Below are 21,573 nucleotides of genomic sequence, written 5' to 3'. Positions count from 1 at the left end.
TCAACGCTCAAGAATGGCGGTCACGCCCTGACCGCCTGCGGCACAGATCGAAATCAGCCCCCGCCCTTGCCCAGCGGTGGCGAGCAGCTTGGACAGGTTGGTCACGATCCGCCCGCCCGTGGCCGCAAATGGATGCCCAACGGCCAGCGAACTGCCTTTGACATTGAGTTTGCTGCGATCAATCGACCCCAACGGTGCCTCAAGACCCAGTCGGCTTTTGCAGTAGTCGGCGTCCTCCCAGGCTTTTAAGGTGCAGAGCACCTGTGCGGCAAACGCCTCATGAATCTCGTAATAGTCAAAGTCCTGCAAGGTCAGACCATTGCGCGCCAGCAACCGTGGCACGGCATACACCGGTGCCATCAGCAAACCTTCGGCGCCATGCACGAAATCCACCGCCGCCGTTTCGCCATCACGCAAATACGCCAGAATCGGCAAGCCACGTTCTTTGGCCCACGCTTCACTGCCCAACAACACCACGGCGGCGCCATCGGTCAGCGGGGTTGAGTTGCCCGCAGTTAATGTGCCCTTGGCGCTGCGTTCAAACACCGGTTTAAGCGCGGCCAACTTCTCCAGCGTCAGATCAGCACGCAAGTTGTTATCACGGCGCAGGCCTCTGAAGGGGGTCAGCAGGTCATCTTCCCAGCCCGCGTGATACGCCGCCGTCAGCGCCTGATGGCTGTGCAGGGCCAATTCATCCTGCTCGACACGGGAGATGTTCCAGGTTTGCGCCATCAATTCGCAGTGCTGGCCCATCGACAACCCGGTACGAGGCTCACCCGTGCGCGGAAATTCAGGTTTTAAAAAACCGGGACGCAGTTGCAGCAGGCTTTTGAATTTATCCACAGGGGATTTCAGCCGGTTGAACTGCAACAGCCATTTGCGCAGCCCATCATTGAGGCCAATCGGCGCATCGGACGTGGTATCGACACCGCCCGCAATCGCGCAGTCGATTTGCCCCAAGGCGATTTTATTGGCCACCTGCAACACTGCTTCAAGGCCCGTGCCGCAGGCTTGCTGAAGGTCATAAGCCGGGGTTTGCGGCGACAGGCGCGAACCCAGCACACACTCGCGGGTCAGGCTGAAATCACGCGAATCCTTGAGCACCGCCCCGGCCGCTACCTCGCCCATACGCAGTCCGTGCAGGTTGTAACGCTCAATCAGCCCTTCCAGCGCCGCCGTCAGCATCTCCTGATTGCTGGCAGTCGCATACACCCCGTTGGAGCGCGCAAACGGAATTCGGTTACCGCCAATAATGGCGACACGACGCAGACTCATACGATTCCCCCTATTCTCTTACGGACATTGATCGGTACAAGCGTAGGTGTTATCGCTGATAACGAACGACTATGACTTGTTAGTGGTCAACCTTTAGAACCCCATCAGTCGGAGAGTGTTCCATGTCAGACCGTTATATCGACTTCGTCAACTCATCCCTCGGCCAGCGACTGGTCGGCGCGTTGGGGCTGCCGTCACCGGTGCGACTGGAACGCTGGCAAGCCGGGCGGTTGCGGCCCATCGAAGGGCCTCTGCTGATTGGCGGCGGTGCCTTGGCCGGGCAGGTTAATCGTTTCGCCGCCAAGCTCACCGACACGGTCTTTAGTTATGGCCCTGAGCCATTGGTCGCCGCGCCGTGGATTCCCGGCACCGGGCCCAAGATAAAAGCTGTGGTCTTCGACGCCAGCGAGCTGCTGCACACCGACCAGCTTAAGCAACTGCGCGAATTCTTCCAGCCCTTGATGCGCAGCCTTGAACGCAGCGCCCACTTGGTGATTCTGGGCCGGGCGCCGCAAAGTTTGAGTGACCCTTTTGCCGCCAGTGCTCAACGCGCCCTTGAAGGCTTCAGCCGCTCGCTGGCCAAAGAACTGCGCAATGGCGCCACCTTGCAATTACTGTATGTCGACGAAGGCGCCGAAGCACAGCTGGAAGGGGCTCTGCGGTTTTTCCTGTCGCCTAAAAGTGCCTATATCAGTGGTCAGGTCATTCGTCTGAGTGCCTGCGCGTCACAGGTGGCGGACTGGACACGGCCTTTGGCCGGACGCAAAGCGCTGGTGACAGGTGCCGCTCGCGGTATTGGCGCGTCCATTGCCGAAACCCTGGCCCGAGACGGCGCCGACGTCATCCTGCTGGATGTACCCGCCAGCAAAAGTGACCTTGACGCACTGGCCGCCCGCTTGGGCGCGAACAGCATCGCGCTGGATATTTGCGCCCCTGACGCCCCCGCCCGCCTCATCGAACAGTTGCCTGAAGGCGTCGATATTGTGGTGCATAACGCAGGCATCACCCGCGACAAAACCCTGGCCAATATGACGCCGGAGTTTTGGGATGCAGTGATTGCCGTCAACCTCAATGCCCCTCAAGTACTGACTAAAGCCCTGCTCGACAGCGGCACCTTGCGTGATAACGGCCGGGTCATTGTGCTGGCGTCCATCAGTGGCATTGCCGGCAATCGCGGTCAGACCAACTACGCCGCCAGCAAAGCCGGGCTGATCGGTTTGGCACAGGCGTGGGCACCGCTGTTGAGTGAACGCGGCATCAGCATCAACGCGGTTGCACCCGGTTTTATCGAAACGCAAATGACCGCCCATATCCCGTTTGCCCTGCGCGAAGCGGGTCGGCGCATGAGTTCACTAGGCCAGGGCGGCCAGCCGCAAGACGTTGCCGAGGCCGTCGCCTGGCTCGGCCAGCCGGGTTCGGGCGCTGTCACCGGGCAAGCCTTGCGGGTGTGCGGCCAAAGCGTATTGGGAGCATGAACCATGAGCGTGACGTGCACAGACCTCGCCAGCGCACCGCATTTACCGGCTTTGTACGCCCACGCGGCCGCCAAACGCAAGATCACCGGCAGCACGCTGCCTGAGCAGGGTTTGCGCTGTTGGGTTGGCGTCGACGCCCAATCGCTGCAAGCCTTTCGCGACGTTTGCGCTCTGGCGCCCAGCCCCCTGTTGCCGCCAACGTATCCGCATATATTGGCGTTCGGCCTGCAAATGCAGGTGCTGACCGACAAGGACTTTCCATTCCCGCTGCTCGGGCTGATTCATCTGAGCAATCGCATCCGCGTCCTGCGGCCCATGGGCGGCGTGAGTCAACTGCGCATCGGCGTGTACGTGGACAACCTGCAACCCCACGCCAAAGGGGCCACCTTTGATGTCATCACTCAGGCCGATGACGTGCTCGGCCCTTTGTGGGAGGCACGCAGTACGTTGCTGTGCAAAGGCGTTGAATTGCCCGGTGAAACACCTGAACACGCTGTCGCCGCGCCGCTGGCGTTGAACGAGCTGACACGCTGGTACGCTCCTGCGGACATTGGCCGTCGTTACGCCAAGGTGTCGGGCGACTACAACCCCATTCACCTGAGTGCAACCAGTGCCAAACTGTTTGGCCTGCCAAGCGCCATTGCCCACGGCCTTTGGCTCAAAGCCCGGACGCTGGCGGCGCTCAACGCCCATGTGCCAACCGCCAATGTGGAGATCAGCGTGGACTTCAAAAAGCCGGTGCGCTTACCCGGCGAAGTGATCTTGCTGAGCAGTGAGGCGGGGGCCAGCGGTGAGTTCCAGCTCAATGGGCACGGCGATCTGGTGCACATGGTCGGGCAGTGGCGGCCGATCTGCTAATGCGTGTTTGATCAAAAATCGGGGGTGGCAGGGTTGTGCTTTTCACTTGCGCCAAGGTTCGTTCAGTCGCAAGCTTTGCGCCTTCTGGAGAGCACACCCCGATGAACCTCGACGAACTGACTCAGCGCATGCATCGCATCCGCGATAACAACGACTGGAAGCAATTCCACAGCCCGAAAAACCTGGCCATGGCCGCCAGTGTTGAAATGGCTGAACTGGTGGAAATCTTTCAGTGGCTGACCGAAGACCAGTCACGCCAACTCCCCGCCGACAAGCTGGCCCACGCCGGTCAGGAAGTGGGCGATATCGTGTTGTATCTGGTGTTGCTGTGCGCGGAGCTTGGGCTGGACATGAATGAAGTGGTGCGCAACAAACTGGCCGACAACGAAAGGCGTTTCAGCAAATGAGTGACCGTCACTTCGATCAACTGGCGACCCGCTTCGCCGAAAAAATCTATGGCGGCGCCAAAGGGGCCATTCGCCTCGCTGTGCTGCAGGCCGACCTCGAAGAATCTTTGCCCAAACGCCCGTTGCGCGTTCTGGATATTGGCGCCGGGTTGGGCCATATGTCGCTGTGGCTGGCCCAACAAGGCCACGACGTGACCTTGGCCGAGCCCGCTGCGCCGATGCTCGAAGGCGCTCGCCAGCGGTTTGCCGAAGCCGGCCAGACGGCCACCTTCATTCAGGCCCCGTGGCAGGAGCTGCTTGGCCAACTGACCGAACCTTACGACCTGGTGCTGTGTCACGCCGTACTGGAATGGCTGGCCGAACCCCACACCATTTTGCCGGTGCTGCACCAATTAACGGCCAAAGACGGCTGGTTATCGCTGGCGTTTTATAACCGTGATGCGTTGATTTATCGCAACCTGCTCAAAGGCCACTTTCGCAAAATGCGCAAGAACGACATGGCCGGCGAGAAGCAAAGCCTCACGCCTCAGCAACCGCTCGATCCGAGGGAGCTGGCCACGGCCATGGAAGGCCTGTGGAAAGCCGAAACGCAAAGCGGCGTGCGGGTGTTTCATGACTACATGCCCGTCGAGTTTCAAGCCCGTGCTGAATTGGCTGCGTTGATCGAAATGGAACTGGCCCACCGCCGCCACCCGGCTTTTGCGGGGCTGGGGCGTTATCTGCATTGGGTGTGCCGTCCGGTTTAAACCGCCCGTGAGAGGGAAAACATCATGTATCGCCGCGCTGCCTTACTCGTTTTGAGCCTTGCACTGGGCGCTTGCCAAAGCCCCAACCCTTACACGCCCAGCGCCATGCCGATGCCGCCCGCCCCGGCACAAGCGGCCAACACCCTGGACTTGAGCGCCTACCCCGCGCCGCCACGGGATTATGGCCGCTACCAAAGCTGGGCCTGGCTCAATGGCCGCCTGCCGGTGGGCACCGCGTGGGCCGACTCGGCACAGATCGCTGAAGCCGTCAGCAATGCCCTCGATCAGCGCGGTTTACGCCCTGCGCAACCCAACCGACCGGCTGATCTTTTCGTGAGTGCAGATTTACATACAGAAAAACGCTTGCGTCAGGTTCAGGACGACTATGGTTACGGGGCCGGGTATGGACGGGGCTATGGCGATCCTTGGGGACGGTATGGCGGGATGTACGGCTCCGTACCTGTGATCCGCACTTATCAGGTTGAAGTCATGGTGGTGCGAATCAATCTGTATGACGGCAAAACCGGGCAACCGGTGTGGAGTTCGAGTGCAGAAACCAGCAGTACAGGCAGCCTGAGCGAACGCAGTGACGCCCTGCGCGAATCACTGAATAAAGCAGTGCAGGCTTATCCTCCTCATTAAGACTGATTGTTTTAGCGGAGAAAAATTATGCTACGTCGCATTGCATTATTGGGCATGGCCCTGCTGCTCAGTGCCTGCGAATCCATGCAGGTCAACTACGATTACAACCCCGCAACGGATTTCGCCGCTTTTCATACGTGGGCCTGGCAAGACCCTCCCGTCCAGTACCAGCCCAATAATCCGATGCTCAGAAGCGAGTTGACTGAGCAGCGGATCATGCAGGCGGTGACCACTCAAATGGATCAAAAGGGTTTGCGTCCGGTGGCGCCCGGTGCCAAGCCGGACCTGCTGGTGCACACCTGGCTGATCGTCGCCAACCGTCAGGAGCAGATTGTCACCAACTATGGTTACGGCGGCCCTTGGGGCGGACCTTGGGGAGGTTATTGGGGCGGCCCGTGGGAAGGTTACTGGGGCCCACCGATGTATAACGAAACCCGCAATGTCATCTATCAAGTGGGCACGCTTCAAATTGACCTGATCGATGCCAAAACCGGTCAACTGGTCTGGCGCGGCAGTGCAGAAAAAGTCGTCGACGATACCCCGTCGCCTGAAGAGCGCAGCGCAGCGATTCATAAAGCCGTGGCTAAAATCTTCAGCGATTACCCACCAAAACCTGGCTCACACTAAACAGGCCACTGACTTGCTCGCGAAATAAAACACCTACCAATGTATTAATACTTTCGCGAGCAAGTTAGTTATCTTCCCTTTATAACAAATCGTTTTGATAACCCCCTCACATCACGTCTCTAAAACTGGCAACTTGCCAGCGCTGTACACACTTCTTGGCTACACTCGCTGAAACTTTGGAGCGTTAGCGCTGGGTGTCTTCCAGCAACAGGAGTGCTCGATGTCTCCCCCTTTTCGATTTATTCAATTCAAAGGTCCTGAACACCAGCGCGGGGCAATTGGTTTGATGGCCGCCTTGACGCTGGGGCTGGTGCTGTTATTCATGCTGTTGGTGGTCGACAGCGGGCGCTTGTACCTGGAGCAGCGCAAATTGCAGCGGGTTGCGGATTTGGCGGTGCTTGAAGCGGTAAGTCGTGGCGGCAGTTGCACGGCGGGCACGGCCCCCACTTATGCCAATGAAAGCGCCACCCGCAATAGCTTCAAACCGGGCGCGACTCAGAAGGTCAACACCACGTGCGGCACATTGGTAACGGGCAGCGACAACTTGCGCGTGTTCAAACTGGACAGCACCAAATCCGACGCCATACGGGTGATCGCCACCACCACCGTGCCCACCAGCGTCGCGGGCGGGTTGTGGTCGTTTTATTCCAATGGCAAGTTCTTGATCAATACACCGTTGACGGCCAGTGCGGTGGGGGCGATTGGCGGAGCGCCCTTGGCCAGACTGACGATCAATAGTTCATTGGCTGACATTAATACGGCCAACTCTGCGTTGCTGAATAGCCTGTTTGGCGGGTTATTGGGCGGCAATCTGTCCCTCAGCGCAGTATCCTGGCAAGGTTTGGCAGCGACCAATATCAACCTGCTCAGTTACCTTGATCAATTGGCCATTAACGTGGGTGCAACGGCAGGCGATTATAACCAACTGTTAAACAGCAACCTTCAAGTCACTCAACTTCTGGATGCGGCGATCAAAGTACTTGAAAAGAATGGCGGTGGTGTCACCGTAGCGTCCAAAGCACTGACCGATATAAAACTGATTACCTCCAATACTCAAGTTATTAAGCTGGGTGATGTACTTAATATCAAAAACGGGACGCCCAGCGCCGGGCTAAATACGGATATCAAGGCGTTCAACCTTCTGGATGGCATTGTTCAAGTAGCTGGCGGTAAAAGTGCCGCCACGGCGACCATCAACACCACAATCCCTTTGATTGGCGCGGCGACTATTTATTTGAAAATAATTGACCCGCCCCAAGTGTCGACCACGGGTAACCCGGCACTGGCTAAAGCCAACCCCACCGGGCCCAATCAGATTTTTGTAAAAACGGCTCAAGTTCAGGCCCGCATTCATCTTGAGTTGACCGTCGTCAAAGCCCTACAGCCGCTGACAGATGCCTTGACCAGTGTGTTATCCACCGTTCTGGAAGTGGTCAAAAAACTGCTGGGGCTTAATTTGATCGAGGTCGTTAAATGCGTCCTTTCCTGCGAGACCGCCACCCTGAGTATCGCCTCGGCATTGGATGTTTATGTTGAGGCCGGCAGTGCGAGTGCCTACGTAACCGACTACAGCTGCGCCTCCGACGGCTCGAAAAAACTCACGGTCAGTGCGACGTCTTCTCTGGCGACGTTGACCATTGGTAACGCCCCGATTAAAGGCGATTTTCCTGAACTGGATGCCGACAAGAAATTTATCGTTGCGCCGGTAAAACTGATCAATATGAACGTCAAAACGTGCTACATCCTCGGAATAGCCTGCAAAACAGACGAAGGCAAAGCGGGCAGCTTTAATCTTCGCGCGAGATCGACTGTGAGCAATCCTGCCGGGAATATTTATTACTCGGCGACCGCAGCCAACCCTACGACGTTGCCCAACTTGAACCTGGCCCCCTACCCGCAAAAACTTAATAACGTGGACATCATCAAAAGCTTGAGCGGACTCACCGGCAACATCGAAACTTCCTATACACCCCCCCCAGGGAAAACCGTGACAGGTGATCTTCTCAACGCTGTTAATAACCTGGTCACGCAACTCACCGGGGCATTAACGACGGCGTTGAGCAGCGTGCTGTCTCCGTTGCTGGACCCGATCGTGAATACGTTATTGAAGTCTCTGGGCATCAGCTTGGGCAATGCCGAGATCGGCGCCAACCTCTCCTGCAACGCTGGCGGCCGCGCCCAACTGGTGCTTTGACCTGCATCACAATTCGCGTAGCAGCTGCCGAAGGCTGCGTCCGATTGCGAAGCGATCGTAAAACCTGTGCGCGCGGTTTAACAGATGCACCGCGATCTCTGAATTTACGACGGCTACGCCGCCGAACGCCGCCTTCGGCAGCTGCTACGGATTTTTTGCGTTCTCGTCTCCGTGTCTTACCCCTCATCCACCACCGGCAATTCCACGCAGAACCGGGCGCCATGCTCGGTGTTGCTGACGCTCAATCGCCCGCCCATGTTGTCGATGATGCCGTAGCTCACCGATAACCCCAGACCTGTGCCCACACCCACAGGCTTGGTGGTGAAGAACGGCTCGAAGATGCGCTCCAGCAAACGCGGGTCAATCCCGCCCCCGTTGTCTTGCACCCAAAGGCGCACGCAGTTGCCTGCCCGCTCCGAACTCAAGGCAATCCACGGTTTGAATCCCCGGTCGGTCTCACACTTGCTTAACAAGGCATCGCGGGCGTTGACCAGCAGGTTGATCAACACTTGCTCCAGCTGATCAGTGTGACCGCGCACATGAACGCTACAGTTCAGACCCTCACTGCGGATTTCCACACCTTTACCGCGCAACCCTTCACCCATCAGGGCCAAGGTGCCTTCCAGCGACTGCGCTGGGTTGAAGAGCTGCTGTTCGATCTCGGAGCGACGACCAAAGACGCGCATGTGATCAACGATCCGCGCCGCCCGCTGAATTTGCGCGTCAATGCGGGTGAGCTTCTCTTGCAGGTAGTCAATGTTCACATCGCCATTGCTCAGCCGTTTGAGCACGTTAACGATGGCCATGCGCATCACGTTTAACGGCTGGTTGATTTCGTGGGCCAACCCCGTGGCCATTTCGCCAAGGGTGGCCATTTTTGCGCCATGGGTCAGTTGTTGTTGTGAGCGCCTGACTTCAGTGTTGTCGCGTGCCACGGCCTGAACCTCCAGCAATTGACCCTGTGCATCAAAAACGCCGCGGTCCGACCACACCCACCACGCATGTTCACGCCCCGGCAGTTGCAGGCTGATTTCAGCGGTACTGACCGGGAGTTCGGGGCTCAAACTGGCCAAGCGCTGCAAGAACGCTTCATGCTGTTGCGGTGACAGCCAACTGGTCAGGTTGATACCCGGCAGTTGCTCTGGCGCGCACTCCAGGTAGTTGGCCAACGGCCGATTGCCAAATGTCAGGGTCAAGTCCGGCCGGTAACGGCAAATCATCGCGGGCGAATCTTCGACCAAAATCCGGTAGCGCTCCTCACTGTGGCGTACCCGCTCTGCCACCTCGGTCGCTTCGGTCACGTCCAGCCACAGCCCGACCGCTTCAACGGGCAGCCCCAGATCATCACGCAGTAATTTGGCCTCATCGAGCAACCAGTGGTAATCGCCCCGTTGATCACGCAAGCGATACCGGCCACGGGCGCTGCCTTCACGCAGCAACTGACGGGTGCGCTCAAGGTAGTGCTCACGGTCGTCGGGATGAATACGCTCGATCAATGCCGACCCCGCGCAGTCTTCAAGGCGCAAACCCAGCAAGGGTTGCAGACTGTCACTGAAGAACTCGGGCACCAAGGCGCCTTCAACGTAACGCTGCACATAAATCACTGCGGGAGAGCTGGCGATCACGTTGGCCAAACGGGCCTGAGCCGCCGCCGCTTGCAGTTGCTGGTTTTTGATGTCGCTGACATCCAGCATAAAACCGACAATGCGCCGCTCGGCGCCCTTGCCCAATACTTGCCCCTGAATGCGGTACCACTGCGCAGGTTCAGTGCGCTGCGGTTGGTACACCCGGGCGCACAGTAACAGCGGCGTGCCCTGCTCCAGTAACGCGGTAAACCCGCTGCTGATTTCATCGCGATCAGCCGGATGAAACAGCGCCAGCCAGGCTTCACGGGACAGCGACACCGACTCCAGTGCGGGCAGCAAACTGGCGCTCAGTTGAGGCGCCAATTGCATTTGCCGGGAAGGTTGCAGCCATTCCCACCAGCCCGTACCGAGCAGCCCTTGCAGCGCTTCCATGCGTTCGCGCTGTTGCTCGTAGTGCTGCTCGCGCAAGCGGTCCTGCAACGGCCCGGCAATGGTTGCACACAGGTGCAGCCACTCACTGTCACTTGTCACTGACTCCCCCGGTGAAACCGCATAAAACCCCAGCAGCAACCAGGCTGACGCCCCGTGTAGATCGCGAAAAGGCACCAGCACGCCGTCAGCATGGCCAAACAGGCTGGTGAGCCAGCGGTTGTCAGCAGATACGCTGTCGGGGCTCACATGAATCGGCGCGCACGGGTTTAAACCATCCAGTGCCGCTCCCAGTGTTTGTCCCGGCTTCCATAACTGCGGGGTGTCAAATGCGTGATAAGCACTGTGCAGTCGCCAACCCAGAGGGATGTCTGCGCGCAAGGCCAGCGCCACGCTGGGCACACGCCAATACCCGGCCACCTGCTGCAAGGTTTCAAGCATCACCGCTGGCAGTCGCGCACTGGCGCACTGGCGCAGCTGCTGGCCAATGCTGCTGAGCAATTGGTTGTACTGCCCTCGCAAGCGGGCTTGCTGGCGACTGTGTTGCAAGTCACTGATGTCGATCAGCTGCAAAAGCCAGCCGTCACCCTGTGGTTGCACCCAGCCGCGGGTATGCAGCACCTGTTGGCCCTCGCACAGAAAATTGAGGTCAAGACTCTGCCCTGCCCACTGTGCCGGAGTACCTTCCAACGCTTGCGTACTGCCTGGCACCAGATAGTCCAGCAACAAGCGCAATGCCGCCCCCTCTTGCACAGGCGTCAGGCCATGGTTCAGTGCGCCGTGCATTTCAAGCACCTGGCCCTGATCATCGAGCCGCAGTTGCAGCGCATGACCGCCAGGCAAGGGCGCAACTGCGGGTGAAGGCTCGTTTCGGCTCAACCAACGCGCGAGCAGCCTTTGGCCCTGAGTCAAAATTTCATGCTCGACGTTGATTCAAGCTTGTCAGGCAGGTTTGGCACTCTGATGTTGCCCGGCAGCACGATGACCGGCAGGATGGTGCGCAACGCGGTAGCAGGCAGGCTGGCCGTGACCGTCAGCACCCCCGCTGTCGGGTCATAAACGGCCGTCTGGGTGACTTTCAGCCCACCCGGCACCCAGGACAATTTATCTTTCAGCACCGCTTTAGCCGTGTTCTCAACCGTGGTTTTGTAGGTCGCCGCGGCCAACGTCGGGTCCACCGCCACACTGCGTCGCACCGCTTCAGCTGTGGAATTATTAAATGACTGCAACAGTAATAAGGGCAGGCTATAACTGACGACGCCATAGAGCACAGCAAAAAAAATGACAAAGACCAGCGCAAATTCAATGGCCGCTGCGCCTTTCTGTTTTCGGGGAAGTGTTAAGTTCATGACGGCGTCTACCCTGACAATTGAACGTAGTGTGAGCATAGAATCATTCGTACAAAAAGGATGTTGATTGGATGTTCAACTTAATTAGTTTAGTTATCTGGTTTATTGCCTGTACCGCTCAGGATTTATATCAACGTCAAATTTCCAACTTTCTAACTCTGGGCGCCGTTAGTTTGGCGTTAGTGTATTTAGCCTGCACCGGTCACACCTGGCTGGGGGCCAGTGCAGCGGAAGGTGGATGGGCACTTTTGATCGTTCTGATACTGACACTGCCCGGCTATGCACTCAATAAGTTCGGAGCAGGCGATGTAAAACTGCTCAGTGCACTCGCACTGGCAACCGATCGTCTGATGGTTCTGGGGACACTTATCGGCGCAGGCCTATGGGTCGCCATCGTCTGGCTGATTGCGTCAAAAATTCTCCCTTTAATGAATCAAGCACTTAAGTTACCTACGCCCCACCCAACTAGTGAACCGTCAAAAAAACTGCCCTTCGCGCCCTTCCTGTTGGGCGGTTTTATACTAACGCTCATACTCTATATTTAACTCAGCGGGTGGATTAATACCTTGTACCTAGTACTAAAGTTAGTCTAAGTTGCATTCAACTGTCTCAGTTGAGGCCTGTAAGATTTCCCGGATTGGTTTACCAGGATGGAGAACCGCGTGAAAAACTCTTCCCCAATAAAAATACTGATTGTCGATGACCAGCCCTTGATCGTCGAAGAACTGTGCGAATTTCTGGAAAGCAGCGGCTACCGTTGTGTGCCCTGTGAATCCAGCCGTTGTGCCATTAATGCCTTTGAAGCCGACCCAGACATCAGCCTCGTGCTGTGTGACCTCCATATGCCTGACATGAATGGCATTGAACTGACCCAACAGTTGCAGGCCCTCGCGGGCAAGCAACGCATATTTGAAAGCATTTTGCTGACCGGCCGGGCCGACAAGCAGGATGTGATCAAGGCATTGCGCGTGGGTATCGCTGACTACTATCAAAAACCCGTGGACTTGACCGAACTGCTAGAAGGCATTCAACGTCAGGTTGCCGTGGTGCAAGAGCGGCAAAAAACTGAAAAGCTGGGCCACCTGAATCAGAAATTGCAGTACCTGGCCGAATCCATTGACGATCTTTATCAAGACATGGAGTCAGTCCGTCGTCCGCCACAGGCCCCTGAACATACCACTCAGGCGTTTGATCAAAACGCTTTGGCCAATCCGCAAATCCCGACCATTTTCAAACAGCTGTCCCCACGCCAACTGGACGTTGCAAAACTGGTGAGCAAAGGTCAAACCAACTATCAGATTGCCTGCGATCTGGGGATTACCGAAAACACCGTGAAACTCTATGTGTCACAGGTGTTGCGCTTGACCCACATGAACAACCGCACCCAATTGGCGCTGGCCTTGTCGCCTAATGCATCGGTGCAACAGCATCGGCAAACGGCGCATTAAACGGACTCGCTGACGAGACACGCAGCCCGGATCGGCGGCAAAGCCGCCGTACGTCAGTCCTGCTTGGCTGACCCGCCTTCTTTCTGCTTGTAATACTCCGGAATGGGGTGCGTGTAACTGTCCAGCCAGCGTTGCAGGCTTCTTTCACGCTCGGCCGCGGACGCCACTTGGCGCACCGGCGACTGGACCTTTCCGCTGACTTGCAACTGCAACCAATTCTCCGTTTCCTGCTGATACTGCGACGCCGGACCCGGCTCAATCGCAACAGCGCTCAAGGGCAGTACGGCCAACAGCACACCCACGCGAATTGACGCTCTCATGGCAATCCTCCTACGCATTATCTGATCGCAGCCACCTGGTCGCTGGCGGGCTGCGCTTTACCTTTCAAGGCCTGTGCCCTGGCTTGAGCATCAGTCACTTGCTCTGGCGACAATTGGGCACGCGTGACTAACTCGGCCGCCTGGCTCCATTGGTCCTGATAAATCAGCAAGGTCACCAGATTCAAAGCCGCCAGCGAATCCGACTGCTTGAGTTCCAGCGCGGTCAAAAACTCGAAGCGGGCTTTGTCCAGCTGCAACTGATTGAGGTACACCACACCCAGGTCGTTTCTGATTTTGTCATCGATCGGCGCCATTTTGGCTGCACGTTCAAGGTAGCTGACCGCCAGCGCGTTATCGCCATAACCTGCGGCCAGTTGCCCCAGACCATGGTTGCCTTCAGCACTCAGGCAGGTGCTGAGCAGCCCACGGTATAAGGGCCCGGCCTCCGGGCGACCCAACTGACGGTAGATCCGTGCCTTGCGCAATTGCACCTGAGCGTAACGCTCGGGCAGACTTTGCAGGTTGGCCAGACTGGCGTGCAGCTTGCCCTCCTTGGCCATGTCGTCGGCCAGGTTCATCGACAGCTCCTGATCTGCGCTCAACTTGGCACAGCTGCTGTCGGTCAGGGCCAGCCACGGCGGATTGCTCTGCCCCTCTGTTGCACACCCGCCCAGCATCAGCAGTGCACACACGCCAAGGACTGCTTTCATATTCCTACTCCTGATCAAGAGCCAAAGGCCCGAGAAATCGCAATAAAACTGGGCCCGGCCAGCACCATCATCAGCGCCGGAAACAGAAAGACCATCATTACCACTGACATTTTCGCGGACATTTTCGAGATGTATTCTTCGAGACGCGCCGCACGCCGATCGTCGAGTAACGCTTTAAGCGCTTGCAGCGATTTCATGGCGCCGCCGCCCTGCTGAATCAATTGCAGCAGAATCACACAGGTGTCATTGAACTCGTCCACGTCCAGCAAGCTGGCGGTTTTACTCAGTTCCTGCCCCAACTCCAGGCCGGAGTCGACCCGCGCCAGCACCACCCGCAGCTCGCCGGTGAGCACTGGCAGTAATTGCCGCGCCTCCAGGCTCAACACCCGTAGCGCTTGTTCGACCGCCATGCCGGATTCAAAAAGAATGCGCAGTAGCGGGATAAAGGTAGAAATTTCCACCGAGATTTCCTGCTGACGCTTTTTCGCGACATAGGCCAGCATTCGTTTGGGGATCAGGTAACCCAGCACCAAGGCACAGAGCATCACCACCAGCAGGTTGCCGGAGCGCGGGAAGAACAGCTCATGGCCCAAAAACACCAGCCCGGCAAAAGCCACGGGCGTCGCCACTTGAAACGCCGCAAACAGCGCGCGCTGGTTAGCGGTGCGCCATCCCACCCGGTTGAGCAGCACTTCGGTCTCGCTGTCCATCGAGACCGAACGCTGGCCAAACTTGGTATTACCCACCGCCCGCATCCAGGTATCAAACTTGCCGGGGCCGGTCTTCTCCCCTTCCAGACGCTGCATCACACGTTGCTGACGCAGCCGGTCACGTACCGCAATATTGATCAGCAATGCCGCCGCGGCCACGATCAACAGTGCACAGATTACAAAGGCCATGTCATACGCTCCGTACCATGCGCCACAGCGCCACGCTGCCGAACACTTGCATGGCAAGGGCCGTGAGCATCAAGTTTTGGCCTTTGGGGTCATGCCACATGTTGATCAGGTAATCGGGGTTGCTGATCATGAAAAAGGAGCACACCAGGATCGGCAACAAGCCCAGCACAATCGCGGTCATGCGCGTTTCACCGGTCATGGCTTTTAACTTTCGCGCGCCTTGCTCACGCTCGCGAATCAGCACGATCAGGTTGTCCAGCAGCTCACTGGCGTTGCCCCCGTAACGATGGTTGACCTTCAAACCGAGGGCGAACATGCGAAATTCCTCCCGGTCATACAGCTCGGCAAAGTCCTGCACCGCCTCCGGCAAACTCACGCCCATCTGCACGTTACGGGTCACGCGGCTGATACTGGTTTTGAGGGGGTCGGTGGACGACTCAATGGCCAGCAACACGGCATCCGCCAGGGTGCGACCGGCTTTTAAGCTGCGCACACTGGAATCGAGCAAGCCGGGGAGTTGCTCAACCATGCGGCGCACCCGCCGGTGGTAGCGCCAGCTGACAAACAGCCACACACACAACGGCGGCAGCAACACACCGGCCAGGGCAGCCATGGGGCCGCCCAGCACCGCGCCCAGCAGGCCAGCGGCACCCCATAACGACAGCCAAAGCCCCAGCCGTTCGGATGGACGTCCCAGCCCCGCCTGTAAAAAAGCCCGGTCCAGCCACGCCACACTGAAGGTTTTATCGACCACGACACTGCGGCCTTCACCGAGCCGCTCCAGCACTCGGCTGGTGGTCGGATCACGCAACGTGCGATACACCAGGTGCAGCGACAACATGAACATCATTAAGCTGCACGCAAAAAGCACCAAAGCCGGGATCATCAGCAGCCCTCAGCCGTTCGGATTCAAAATCGGATCACGGCGCAACTTGTCGCTAGCCGGGTTCAGGGCTTCGCGCATAAAGCCAAAGCCGGTGCGCCGGTCCAACCGGAACAACGTGTTGGTCACGTACACATCGTCGCGCACGCCAACCACTTCCAGTACTTCGCTCACACAGCGGCGGCCATCGGGCATGCGCGTCAGCTGAATAATCACGTCCAGCGCGGCGCAAATCATTTGCCGCAAGGTTTTTTCGGCCACCGTACGACCGGTCAGGCCCACCAGGGTTTCCAGACGCAACAAGGCGTCCTGCGCGGTGTTGGCGTGCACGGTGCTCATCGAACCATCGTGCCCGGTGTTCATCGCCGTCAGCACATCGAGCACTTCGACACCACGAATTTCCCCCAGAATGATGCGGTCGGGGCGCATCCGCAGGGCGTTGCGGATCAGGTCACTGGATTTCACTTCGCCATGCCCCTCGGCATTGGGCGGGCGGGTTTCCAGCCGTACCACGTGAGGGTGGCCAAGCTGCAACTCCGCCACGTCCTCGATGGTGACGAGACGCTCATGGGGGTTGATCAGTTGGCTGAGAATGTTCAGCAGTGTGGTTTTACCGGTGCCCGTACCGCCGCTGATGAGGATGTTGCAGCGTTTGCCGACCGCTTCCTGAAAGAACTCAAAGATGGCCTGATCAATGGTGTGCATGGCCACCAGATCCGTGCTGTTGAGCATGTCCTTGCGAAATTTCCGAATGGACAGGCAGGGCCCGTCCAAGGCAATCGGCGGAATGACCGCGTTGACCCGGCTGCCGTCGGGCATGCGTGCATCGACCATCGGTGAGGACTCATCGAGACGTCGCCCCAATGGCGCCAAAATGCGCTGCATCACCCGTTCGACATGGTTATCGTCGATAAAACGCAGGTCGCTCTGGCTGAGCACGCCTTCGCGCTCCACAAACACCCGGTACGGACCGTTAACCAGAATCTCGGTCACGGCCGGGTCACGCAGCAAGACTTCCAGCGGGCCAAAGCCGGTCAACTCGTCGACGATCTCCTCTGCCAGCCGCTCCATCTCATAACGCGAAATGGCCAGATGCAGGCGCGATACGTATTCGGCCACGCGATCAGTGACAAATTGCGACAGCGCCTGACGCGAATCTTCCAGCAGGTTTTTACCGCTCTCCTCGATGGCGTCAATGATGTAACGGTGCAGCACCAACTTCAGGCCGTCGTGGTCAGCGCGCCCGTCTTTGTAAAGGCCCGAGCCGAACAGGTTCTCACCTTTCATTTGGCCCCCAACAGACGGTTAAACCACTTGCCTGAGGTGGTCGTGGACGCTTGAGTGGCGGGCGAATGCCGGGCCAGTTGCTCACCGACTTTTTTCAGGCCCAGACTCAAGCCATCCCGCGAGGCCAGCTCATACAGGGTGGTGGTCTGATTTTTTGCATTGAGGCGCAGCTCGGCGCTCAGCGGTAACGTTACCGACAATGGAATACCAAAGGTTTTAACCAGCGCATCGGCATCCGGCGCCACGCCGCGCAGGTAGCGATCCACCAGCAAGGCGGCGTGCTCAAGCTTCATGCCCTTGGCGCGCCACAGGCTCAGCACATCAAGATTGCGTCGGCAATCGAGCACGCTTTGATCGGTGTACCACAGCAACTTGTCGCAATGGGTGACGAAGGTGCGGATGGCTTCGCCATCGGGTTGGCCGGTCAGGTTGACCACAATGTGCTGGAAATGATTACGCAGGGCACTGAGCAACATATAGAGCTCGGCCGCGCTGGTTTGTGACAGCGGCTCATCGCTGTCGCCATGGGCCAACACGCGCATGCCGTCGGGGGTTTTGGCGAACGCGCTGTCAATCAAAGTGCTGTCCAGACGCCGCAAATGGCGCATGGCGTCGCCAAAAAAGAACGTGCTTTCAAGGCCGAGCAAGGCCAGGCCGTCGCCGCGAGGCAGGCCCAAATCCAGATACAGGGTTTTTTGATGGTGTTTGTGCACCACCAAACCCAGATGGCTGGCAAGCAAGGCGCCATCGGCATTGCACTGAGTGCCGAACAGCACGGTCATGCCGCCCAATGTGGTGCTCGGCGTGACCGCCGGCAGACGCTTGCTCAGGCGGCGCACCAACCCTGCCACTTCGCTGGAGCGTGAGCCGTAGGCGACAAAATCACGTGCCCCGGCCCGCATGGCATTGAGCACCAACTGGTTATCCATGCCGTCTCCCAGCGCCACAATGGCCAGCATCGGCTTGGCTTCCAGCGCGCCTTCGATCAGCGCACATTGCGCGACAACTTTTTCCCGATCCAGACCGACAAAAATCAGCCCGGCAAAGGTCACATCGACCAAAGCCAGCAGCTCATCCAGGCTGGTAGTGCCTGCACCCACGACTTGGCCCAGCGGCGCCAGAGCGCCCTGCAGCCATTCAAGATCGGTGTTGTTGCGCGTTAGCGCGAGAAACGTCTGGCTCAGGCTTTGGCTCATTGGGATAACCCGCTACGGTTATTGAACTTACCGTTTTCAAGGAAGTACAGGCGGTACCAGTTGGGGTCGTAATTACGCAGCTTTTCGCCGGGCAATGAGGGCAACTGGGCATTGGCGGCCAACGGCTGGACCAAGTGCGGGGTCACAATCATCAGCAGCTCTTTCTCTTCGCGGCTGATATTGGAGTCGCGAAAAAAAGCCCCCAGCACCGGAATATCCCCAAGCCCCGGGAATTTGTTGACCTGCGAGCTATTGCGCGTGCTGATCAGGCCGCTGATCACGAAGCTTTCGCCATCGGCCAGGGAAATACTGGTGTCGGTGCGGCGCACATTCAGCCCCGGCACCAAGGTCCCGGCGATATTCACCGCATTGGTGTAGTCCAGCTCGCTGACCTCGGGGGCCACTTTCAGCATGACGCGGTCACGGCCGACCACAGTTGGCGTCAGCGTCAGGCGGATACCGAATTCCTTGTACTCAATCGACACGTTGTCGCTGCCGCTGCTGGGCACCGGGATGGGCACTTCGCCCCCGGCCAGAAAGGTTGCACTTTGCCCACTCATGGCCACCAGACTCGGGCGCGCAAGTGTGTAGGCAAAGCCGCTGCCTTCCAGTGCATTGATCATGGCCCGGACCCGGCCACCGCCAAAACCGATGTTGAAGTACTTGCCGTCTGCAACCGGCCCGCCGGTGATAATCCCTTCAGCTGTGCTGAGAAATGAGCCGGGGGAACCGAACAGGAAGTTGCTGCCCATGCCAAAAATGGAGGTGCTGGCTTCTTGAAGCTTGGTGCGATTGACCTCGACAAAACGAATATCGGTTTGCACTTGAACGGGCAAGGTCGGGTCTTCTGAAGGGGCGACGGTGGCACTGGTATACCCGACGGTGGCTTTACCCTTGACGAACACCATGCTCTGGCGGGGTGATGCGGAGCAGGCGGTCCAGAGCATCAGGCTGGTGGTGCCCGGCGCAACGCCGGTGAGCAGGAACGCATTGCTGCCATTGGCGTGCACATCGGCAATGGCCGGATCACCGACCGCGATACGGGTAATGGCGACCGGTGAATCCATCGCCTGTTGGGCGCCTTGCGCCACTTCCAGCACCGACGGCAACTGGCCGAGGGCTGCGCAATTACCGGGTGCAGCCAAGGCCATTTCAAACGGCGCGCTGCTTAAAATCAGAGTCCAGACAGCTCGTTTGTACAACACCGAAAAACGACGACTCATGCTGGGCTTCCTTGCAGATCAAATTTTTATTGGGCGGGCTGTTGGGCCGCTTGATTGCCGCGAATGATTTCAATACCCCGTTCACGCGTGATGCCACTGGCGGTGCTGGCCACCGGCACTTTGGGCGGGCTGGCCATGGCCAACTGGTTGAACTGATAAAGGCTGCGTTTGGCATTCTCAAGGTTGGTGGGCGCCTCTTTTTCACCCGCCCAGTATTTGCTCAGGCGTTGTTCTTGAGCGCTGCGCACGGCCAGACGCAACGTGCCGGCCTGGGTTGCGAGCATCAGTTGGTTCAGCAAGGGTTCCGGCACGGCCAGCACGGCAGTGCGCGCTGCAGCACGGCTTTGGGCTTGTTTGAGGGCCTCTTCGGCATTAAGCGGCTGGCGGGCCAATTGACCGTCGCTGGTCAGGCCCAGCTCCTCGCCCACACTCAGCACCCGCACCGCGGGCAATACCACTTGCGCAGACTGTTGCGGGTTGGCTGCGTCCTGACGCAGGAACAGCAGGATGTCGACGTAATCGCCGGGGGTGAGCTGGCCACCCGCCCCGCTCACTTCATCAATGGCAACGGCCAGCGCACGCTCATCCGGGCGGATCATGCGCGACAACGGCCCACCGACTTCGAAGCTTTGCTCACTCACCCAGGTCCCAGCAGTGAGCGCACGCCACGGCGTGCGCCCCACGGCCTGATCAATGGCCGTCAGGCTACCCGCAGGCGCTGTGCGTAATTTTTCGAGGGTCACATCATCGGCGGTCAGCGCAACATGGGGCGGCACATCACGCACCAGCACCACCACGGGATGACGGGTCTGATCTTCAACGGTCGCCACACCCTGCTCGACCACTTGAGTCACTGGAACCTCGGCAATCGGTTGTTGCCGGGAGATCACCAACCCCCAGTAACCGGCAGCAATGGCGCCGACGAACAAAATGGCGGCCAACATCAAACTGCGTCGATTGTTCATGCAATCATCTCCCTATTCCCTGCGTACAGCCGTCCATAAAACATTCGAAATCAGGCAGACATGAACTTCTTGAAGACCATTGCAAACCATTCGCTATTTGAAAATAGCGCAGGTATTTCAAAATGCCATTAGCGACTTTAAAAAGCTTTAAATAAAAGCGGGAAGTTTGATTTAACACGCATTTTTCAACAGAATCTTTAGTATTAATACTTTGGCATTAGTCCCTATTTATAGTTGATACCGGGAGGTTTATTGCCAATGCTGTGAGGGCAGATTCAACTTAGCTACACCTTATGTGCAGAGTGCACCGATCGGCGCACCAAGGAGAAGTCAGATGTTTTTAAATACTGTTCTTAGCGTGTATGTTCCGACCCGAACATTTGTCGCGCATCAGGTTAAACAGTTTGCAAAACGGACTGAAGGTGCATCGGCTATTGAGTACGCGCTGATCGTGGCGATGGTTGCGATTGTGATTATTGCGGTGTCACCGGGTATTCAGACGTCCGTAAAAGGCATGTTTGATTCCATCAAAGCGGGCCTGGATGCGAAACCCACTTAATAGGGTAAATCGGCATGGGTTCAACCTTTACCCGCCAACAGCTTCTTCTGGTGGATGACGAAGAAGAGGCTGTGCTGGAGCTGGCCGAACTGTTGGAGGGCGAAGGTTTTTGTTGCTATACGGCAACGTCCGTTATCAGTGCCCTTCAACTGCTGACCCTGCACCCTGACATTTCGCTGGTTATTACCGACCTGCGTATGCCGGAGGAAAGCGGCATTGCCCTGATTCAGCGTTTGCGCGAGCACACGCAGCGTCAGCATTTGCCGGTAATCGTCATTTCGGGGCACGCCGATATGGACGATGTGAGTGATCTGTTGCGTTTGCAGGTGCTGGATCTGTTTCGCAAACCCATCTACCACGTGCGCTTGCTGAGTACGCTGGATCACCTGTTCCCTAAGCCTTAGAAGCCCCTCACCCTAACCCTCTCCCTGTATGGACCGGGGACATCGCGAACAGAATGTTCGGAGACATAGCGAACACTTTTTAATACGACAC

The 21,573-nt window shown here is 57.9% G+C and carries 22 protein-coding genes; 11 read left to right on the top strand and 11 right to left on the bottom strand.

Annotation, left to right across the window (positions count from 1 at the left end):
* Positions 1 to 1,275 (bottom strand): acetyl-CoA C-acetyltransferase, encoded by a 1,275-nt coding sequence (locus tag GHN86_RS18980; protein ID WP_153381227.1) that lies wholly within the window; start codon positions 1,273 to 1,275, stop codon positions 1 to 3.
* A 122-nt stretch (positions 1,276 to 1,397) separates the two neighbouring features.
* Between GHN86_RS18980 and GHN86_RS18975 the strand changes: the two genes are divergently transcribed.
* From GHN86_RS18975 to GHN86_RS18945, 7 genes are all read left to right on the top strand, one after another.
* Positions 1,398 to 2,750: a 3-oxoacyl-ACP reductase gene (locus GHN86_RS18975; protein WP_153381225.1), complete on the top strand. Its 1,353-nt coding sequence runs from the start codon at positions 1,398 to 1,400 to the stop codon at positions 2,748 to 2,750.
* 3 nt (positions 2,751 to 2,753) lie between these two features.
* Entirely contained in the window at positions 2,754 to 3,608 is an 855-nt protein-coding gene (locus GHN86_RS18970) for a MaoC family dehydratase (RefSeq protein WP_153387121.1), read from the top strand.
* Between the two features lie 101 nt (positions 3,609 to 3,709).
* Complete coding sequence (locus GHN86_RS18965; RefSeq protein WP_122784964.1) at positions 3,710 to 4,015, top strand: nucleotide pyrophosphohydrolase; 306 nt, start codon at positions 3,710 to 3,712, stop codon at positions 4,013 to 4,015.
* On the top strand, positions 4,012 to 4,761 hold the full coding sequence (locus GHN86_RS18960) for a methyltransferase domain-containing protein (RefSeq protein WP_153381221.1): 750 nt from the start codon (positions 4,012 to 4,014) through the stop codon (positions 4,759 to 4,761). The genes GHN86_RS18965 and GHN86_RS18960 overlap by 4 nt, the downstream gene beginning before the upstream one ends.
* A 24-nt stretch (positions 4,762 to 4,785) precedes the next feature.
* On the top strand, positions 4,786 to 5,403 hold the full coding sequence (locus tag GHN86_RS18955; protein WP_153381219.1) for a DUF4136 domain-containing protein: 618 nt from the start codon (positions 4,786 to 4,788) through the stop codon (positions 5,401 to 5,403).
* 27 nt (positions 5,404 to 5,430) lie between these two features.
* On the top strand, positions 5,431 to 6,030 hold the full coding sequence (locus tag GHN86_RS18950) for a DUF4136 domain-containing protein (protein ID WP_153381217.1): 600 nt from the start codon (positions 5,431 to 5,433) through the stop codon (positions 6,028 to 6,030).
* Between the two features lie 220 nt (positions 6,031 to 6,250).
* Positions 6,251 to 8,224: a pilus assembly protein TadG-related protein gene (locus tag GHN86_RS18945; RefSeq protein WP_153387119.1), complete on the top strand. Its 1,974-nt coding sequence runs from the start codon at positions 6,251 to 6,253 to the stop codon at positions 8,222 to 8,224.
* 176 nt (positions 8,225 to 8,400) lie between these two features.
* Here the strand turns inward: GHN86_RS18945 and GHN86_RS18940 are convergent, their stop codons facing one another.
* Both GHN86_RS18940 and GHN86_RS18935 read right to left on the bottom strand, forming a co-directional pair.
* Positions 8,401 to 11,151: a PAS domain-containing sensor histidine kinase gene (locus GHN86_RS18940; RefSeq protein WP_194286258.1), complete on the bottom strand. Its 2,751-nt coding sequence runs from the start codon at positions 11,149 to 11,151 to the stop codon at positions 8,401 to 8,403.
* Positions 11,148 to 11,588 (bottom strand): TadE/TadG family type IV pilus assembly protein, encoded by a 441-nt coding sequence (locus tag GHN86_RS18935; RefSeq protein ID WP_153381213.1) that lies wholly within the window; start codon positions 11,586 to 11,588, stop codon positions 11,148 to 11,150. The genes GHN86_RS18940 and GHN86_RS18935 overlap by 4 nt, the downstream gene beginning before the upstream one ends.
* 71 nt (positions 11,589 to 11,659) lie before the next feature.
* On the opposite strand from GHN86_RS18935, the gene GHN86_RS18930 reads away from it, so the two are divergent.
* Both GHN86_RS18930 and GHN86_RS18925 read left to right on the top strand, forming a co-directional pair.
* Positions 11,660 to 12,133 (top strand): prepilin peptidase, encoded by a 474-nt coding sequence (locus GHN86_RS18930; protein ID WP_153387117.1) that lies wholly within the window; start codon positions 11,660 to 11,662, stop codon positions 12,131 to 12,133.
* 105 nt (positions 12,134 to 12,238) lie between these two features.
* Positions 12,239 to 13,036 carry a response regulator transcription factor gene (locus tag GHN86_RS18925; protein ID WP_153381209.1) on the top strand — a complete coding sequence of 266 codons (798 nt, stop codon included), beginning with the start codon at positions 12,239 to 12,241 and terminating at the stop codon, positions 13,034 to 13,036.
* A gap of 53 nt (positions 13,037 to 13,089) precedes the next feature.
* Here the strand turns inward: GHN86_RS18925 and GHN86_RS18920 are convergent, their stop codons facing one another.
* From GHN86_RS18920 to cpaB, 8 genes are read right to left on the bottom strand one after another with little or no spacing between them, the layout of a single operon-like run.
* Positions 13,090 to 13,356, bottom strand: a complete 267-nt coding sequence (locus tag GHN86_RS18920; RefSeq protein WP_153387115.1) for a DUF3613 domain-containing protein — start codon at positions 13,354 to 13,356, stop codon at positions 13,090 to 13,092.
* A gap of 17 nt (positions 13,357 to 13,373) precedes the next feature.
* On the bottom strand, positions 13,374 to 14,066 hold the full coding sequence (locus GHN86_RS18915) for a tetratricopeptide repeat protein (protein ID WP_153381205.1): 693 nt from the start codon (positions 14,064 to 14,066) through the stop codon (positions 13,374 to 13,376).
* Between the two features lie 14 nt (positions 14,067 to 14,080).
* The gene (locus GHN86_RS18910) at positions 14,081 to 14,965 is read right to left on the bottom strand and encodes a type II secretion system F family protein (RefSeq protein WP_153381203.1); all 885 of its coding nucleotides are present in this window, start codon (positions 14,963 to 14,965) and stop codon (positions 14,081 to 14,083) included.
* Position 14,966: 1 nt separating this feature from the next.
* Entirely contained in the window at positions 14,967 to 15,851 is an 885-nt protein-coding gene (locus GHN86_RS18905) for a type II secretion system F family protein (RefSeq protein ID WP_153381201.1), read from the bottom strand.
* Between the two features lie 9 nt (positions 15,852 to 15,860).
* Complete coding sequence (locus GHN86_RS18900) at positions 15,861 to 17,135, bottom strand: CpaF family protein (RefSeq protein WP_153387113.1); 1,275 nt, start codon at positions 17,133 to 17,135, stop codon at positions 15,861 to 15,863.
* Positions 17,132 to 18,331: a pilus assembly protein gene (locus GHN86_RS18895; protein ID WP_153381197.1), complete on the bottom strand. Its 1,200-nt coding sequence runs from the start codon at positions 18,329 to 18,331 to the stop codon at positions 17,132 to 17,134. Before GHN86_RS18895 ends, GHN86_RS18900 begins: the two co-directional genes overlap by 4 nt.
* Positions 18,328 to 19,554 carry a type II and III secretion system protein family protein gene (locus tag GHN86_RS18890; RefSeq protein WP_153381195.1) on the bottom strand — a complete coding sequence of 409 codons (1,227 nt, stop codon included), beginning with the start codon at positions 19,552 to 19,554 and terminating at the stop codon, positions 18,328 to 18,330. Before GHN86_RS18890 ends, GHN86_RS18895 begins: the two co-directional genes overlap by 4 nt.
* Positions 19,555 to 19,580: 26 nt before the next feature.
* Entirely contained in the window at positions 19,581 to 20,519 is a 939-nt protein-coding gene (gene cpaB / locus GHN86_RS18885; protein WP_153381192.1) for a Flp pilus assembly protein CpaB, read from the bottom strand.
* Positions 20,520 to 20,853: 334 nt separating this feature from the next.
* Here cpaB and GHN86_RS18880 point away from each other — a divergent pair, with 334 nt between their 5' ends.
* Positions 20,854 to 21,078, top strand: coding sequence for a Flp family type IVb pilin (locus tag GHN86_RS18880; protein WP_153381190.1), 225 nt, complete (start codon positions 20,854 to 20,856; stop codon positions 21,076 to 21,078).
* Positions 21,079 to 21,092: 14 nt separating this feature from the next.
* A complete protein-coding gene (locus GHN86_RS18875; protein WP_153381188.1) occupies positions 21,093 to 21,482 on the top strand; it encodes a response regulator in 390 nt (129 codons plus the stop codon).
* Positions 21,483 to 21,573 lie beyond the last annotated feature (91 nt).

Source organism: Pseudomonas helleri (assembly GCF_009600315.1).
GTDB lineage: Bacteria > Pseudomonadota > Gammaproteobacteria > Pseudomonadales > Pseudomonadaceae > Aquipseudomonas > Aquipseudomonas helleri_A.
The sequence above is the reverse complement of the archived record's forward strand: the minus strand, read 5'-3'. Positions and strand labels throughout refer to the sequence as shown.

Coding starts and splice junctions, on each gene's coding strand:
- GHN86_RS18980 (WP_153381227.1), bottom strand. CDS start 1,275: ATGAGTCTGCGTCGTGTCGCCATTATTGGCGGTAACCGAATTCCGTTT.
- GHN86_RS18975 (WP_153381225.1), top strand. CDS start 1,398: ATGTCAGACCGTTATATCGACTTCGTCAACTCATCCCTCGGCCAGCGA.
- GHN86_RS18970 (WP_153387121.1), top strand. CDS start 2,754: ATGAGCGTGACGTGCACAGACCTCGCCAGCGCACCGCATTTACCGGCT.
- GHN86_RS18965 (WP_122784964.1), top strand. CDS start 3,710: ATGAACCTCGACGAACTGACTCAGCGCATGCATCGCATCCGCGATAAC.
- GHN86_RS18960 (WP_153381221.1), top strand. CDS start 4,012: ATGAGTGACCGTCACTTCGATCAACTGGCGACCCGCTTCGCCGAAAAA.
- GHN86_RS18955 (WP_153381219.1), top strand. CDS start 4,786: ATGTATCGCCGCGCTGCCTTACTCGTTTTGAGCCTTGCACTGGGCGCT.
- GHN86_RS18950 (WP_153381217.1), top strand. CDS start 5,431: ATGCTACGTCGCATTGCATTATTGGGCATGGCCCTGCTGCTCAGTGCC.
- GHN86_RS18945 (WP_153387119.1), top strand. CDS start 6,251: ATGTCTCCCCCTTTTCGATTTATTCAATTCAAAGGTCCTGAACACCAG.
- GHN86_RS18935 (WP_153381213.1), bottom strand. CDS start 11,588: ATGAACTTAACACTTCCCCGAAAACAGAAAGGCGCAGCGGCCATTGAA.
- GHN86_RS18930 (WP_153387117.1), top strand. CDS start 11,660: ATGTTCAACTTAATTAGTTTAGTTATCTGGTTTATTGCCTGTACCGCT.
- GHN86_RS18925 (WP_153381209.1), top strand. CDS start 12,239: ATGGAGAACCGCGTGAAAAACTCTTCCCCAATAAAAATACTGATTGTC.
- GHN86_RS18920 (WP_153387115.1), bottom strand. CDS start 13,356: ATGAGAGCGTCAATTCGCGTGGGTGTGCTGTTGGCCGTACTGCCCTTG.
- GHN86_RS18915 (WP_153381205.1), bottom strand. CDS start 14,066: ATGAAAGCAGTCCTTGGCGTGTGTGCACTGCTGATGCTGGGCGGGTGT.
- GHN86_RS18910 (WP_153381203.1), bottom strand. CDS start 14,965: ATGGCCTTTGTAATCTGTGCACTGTTGATCGTGGCCGCGGCGGCATTG.
- GHN86_RS18905 (WP_153381201.1), bottom strand. CDS start 15,851: ATGATCCCGGCTTTGGTGCTTTTTGCGTGCAGCTTAATGATGTTCATG.
- GHN86_RS18900 (WP_153387113.1), bottom strand. CDS start 17,135: ATGAAAGGTGAGAACCTGTTCGGCTCGGGCCTTTACAAAGACGGGCGC.
- GHN86_RS18895 (WP_153381197.1), bottom strand. CDS start 18,331: ATGAGCCAAAGCCTGAGCCAGACGTTTCTCGCGCTAACGCGCAACAAC.
- GHN86_RS18890 (WP_153381195.1), bottom strand. CDS start 19,554: ATGAGTCGTCGTTTTTCGGTGTTGTACAAACGAGCTGTCTGGACTCTG.
- cpaB (WP_153381192.1), bottom strand. CDS start 20,519: ATGAACAATCGACGCAGTTTGATGTTGGCCGCCATTTTGTTCGTCGGC.
- GHN86_RS18880 (WP_153381190.1), top strand. CDS start 20,854: ATGTTTTTAAATACTGTTCTTAGCGTGTATGTTCCGACCCGAACATTT.
- GHN86_RS18875 (WP_153381188.1), top strand. CDS start 21,093: ATGGGTTCAACCTTTACCCGCCAACAGCTTCTTCTGGTGGATGACGAA.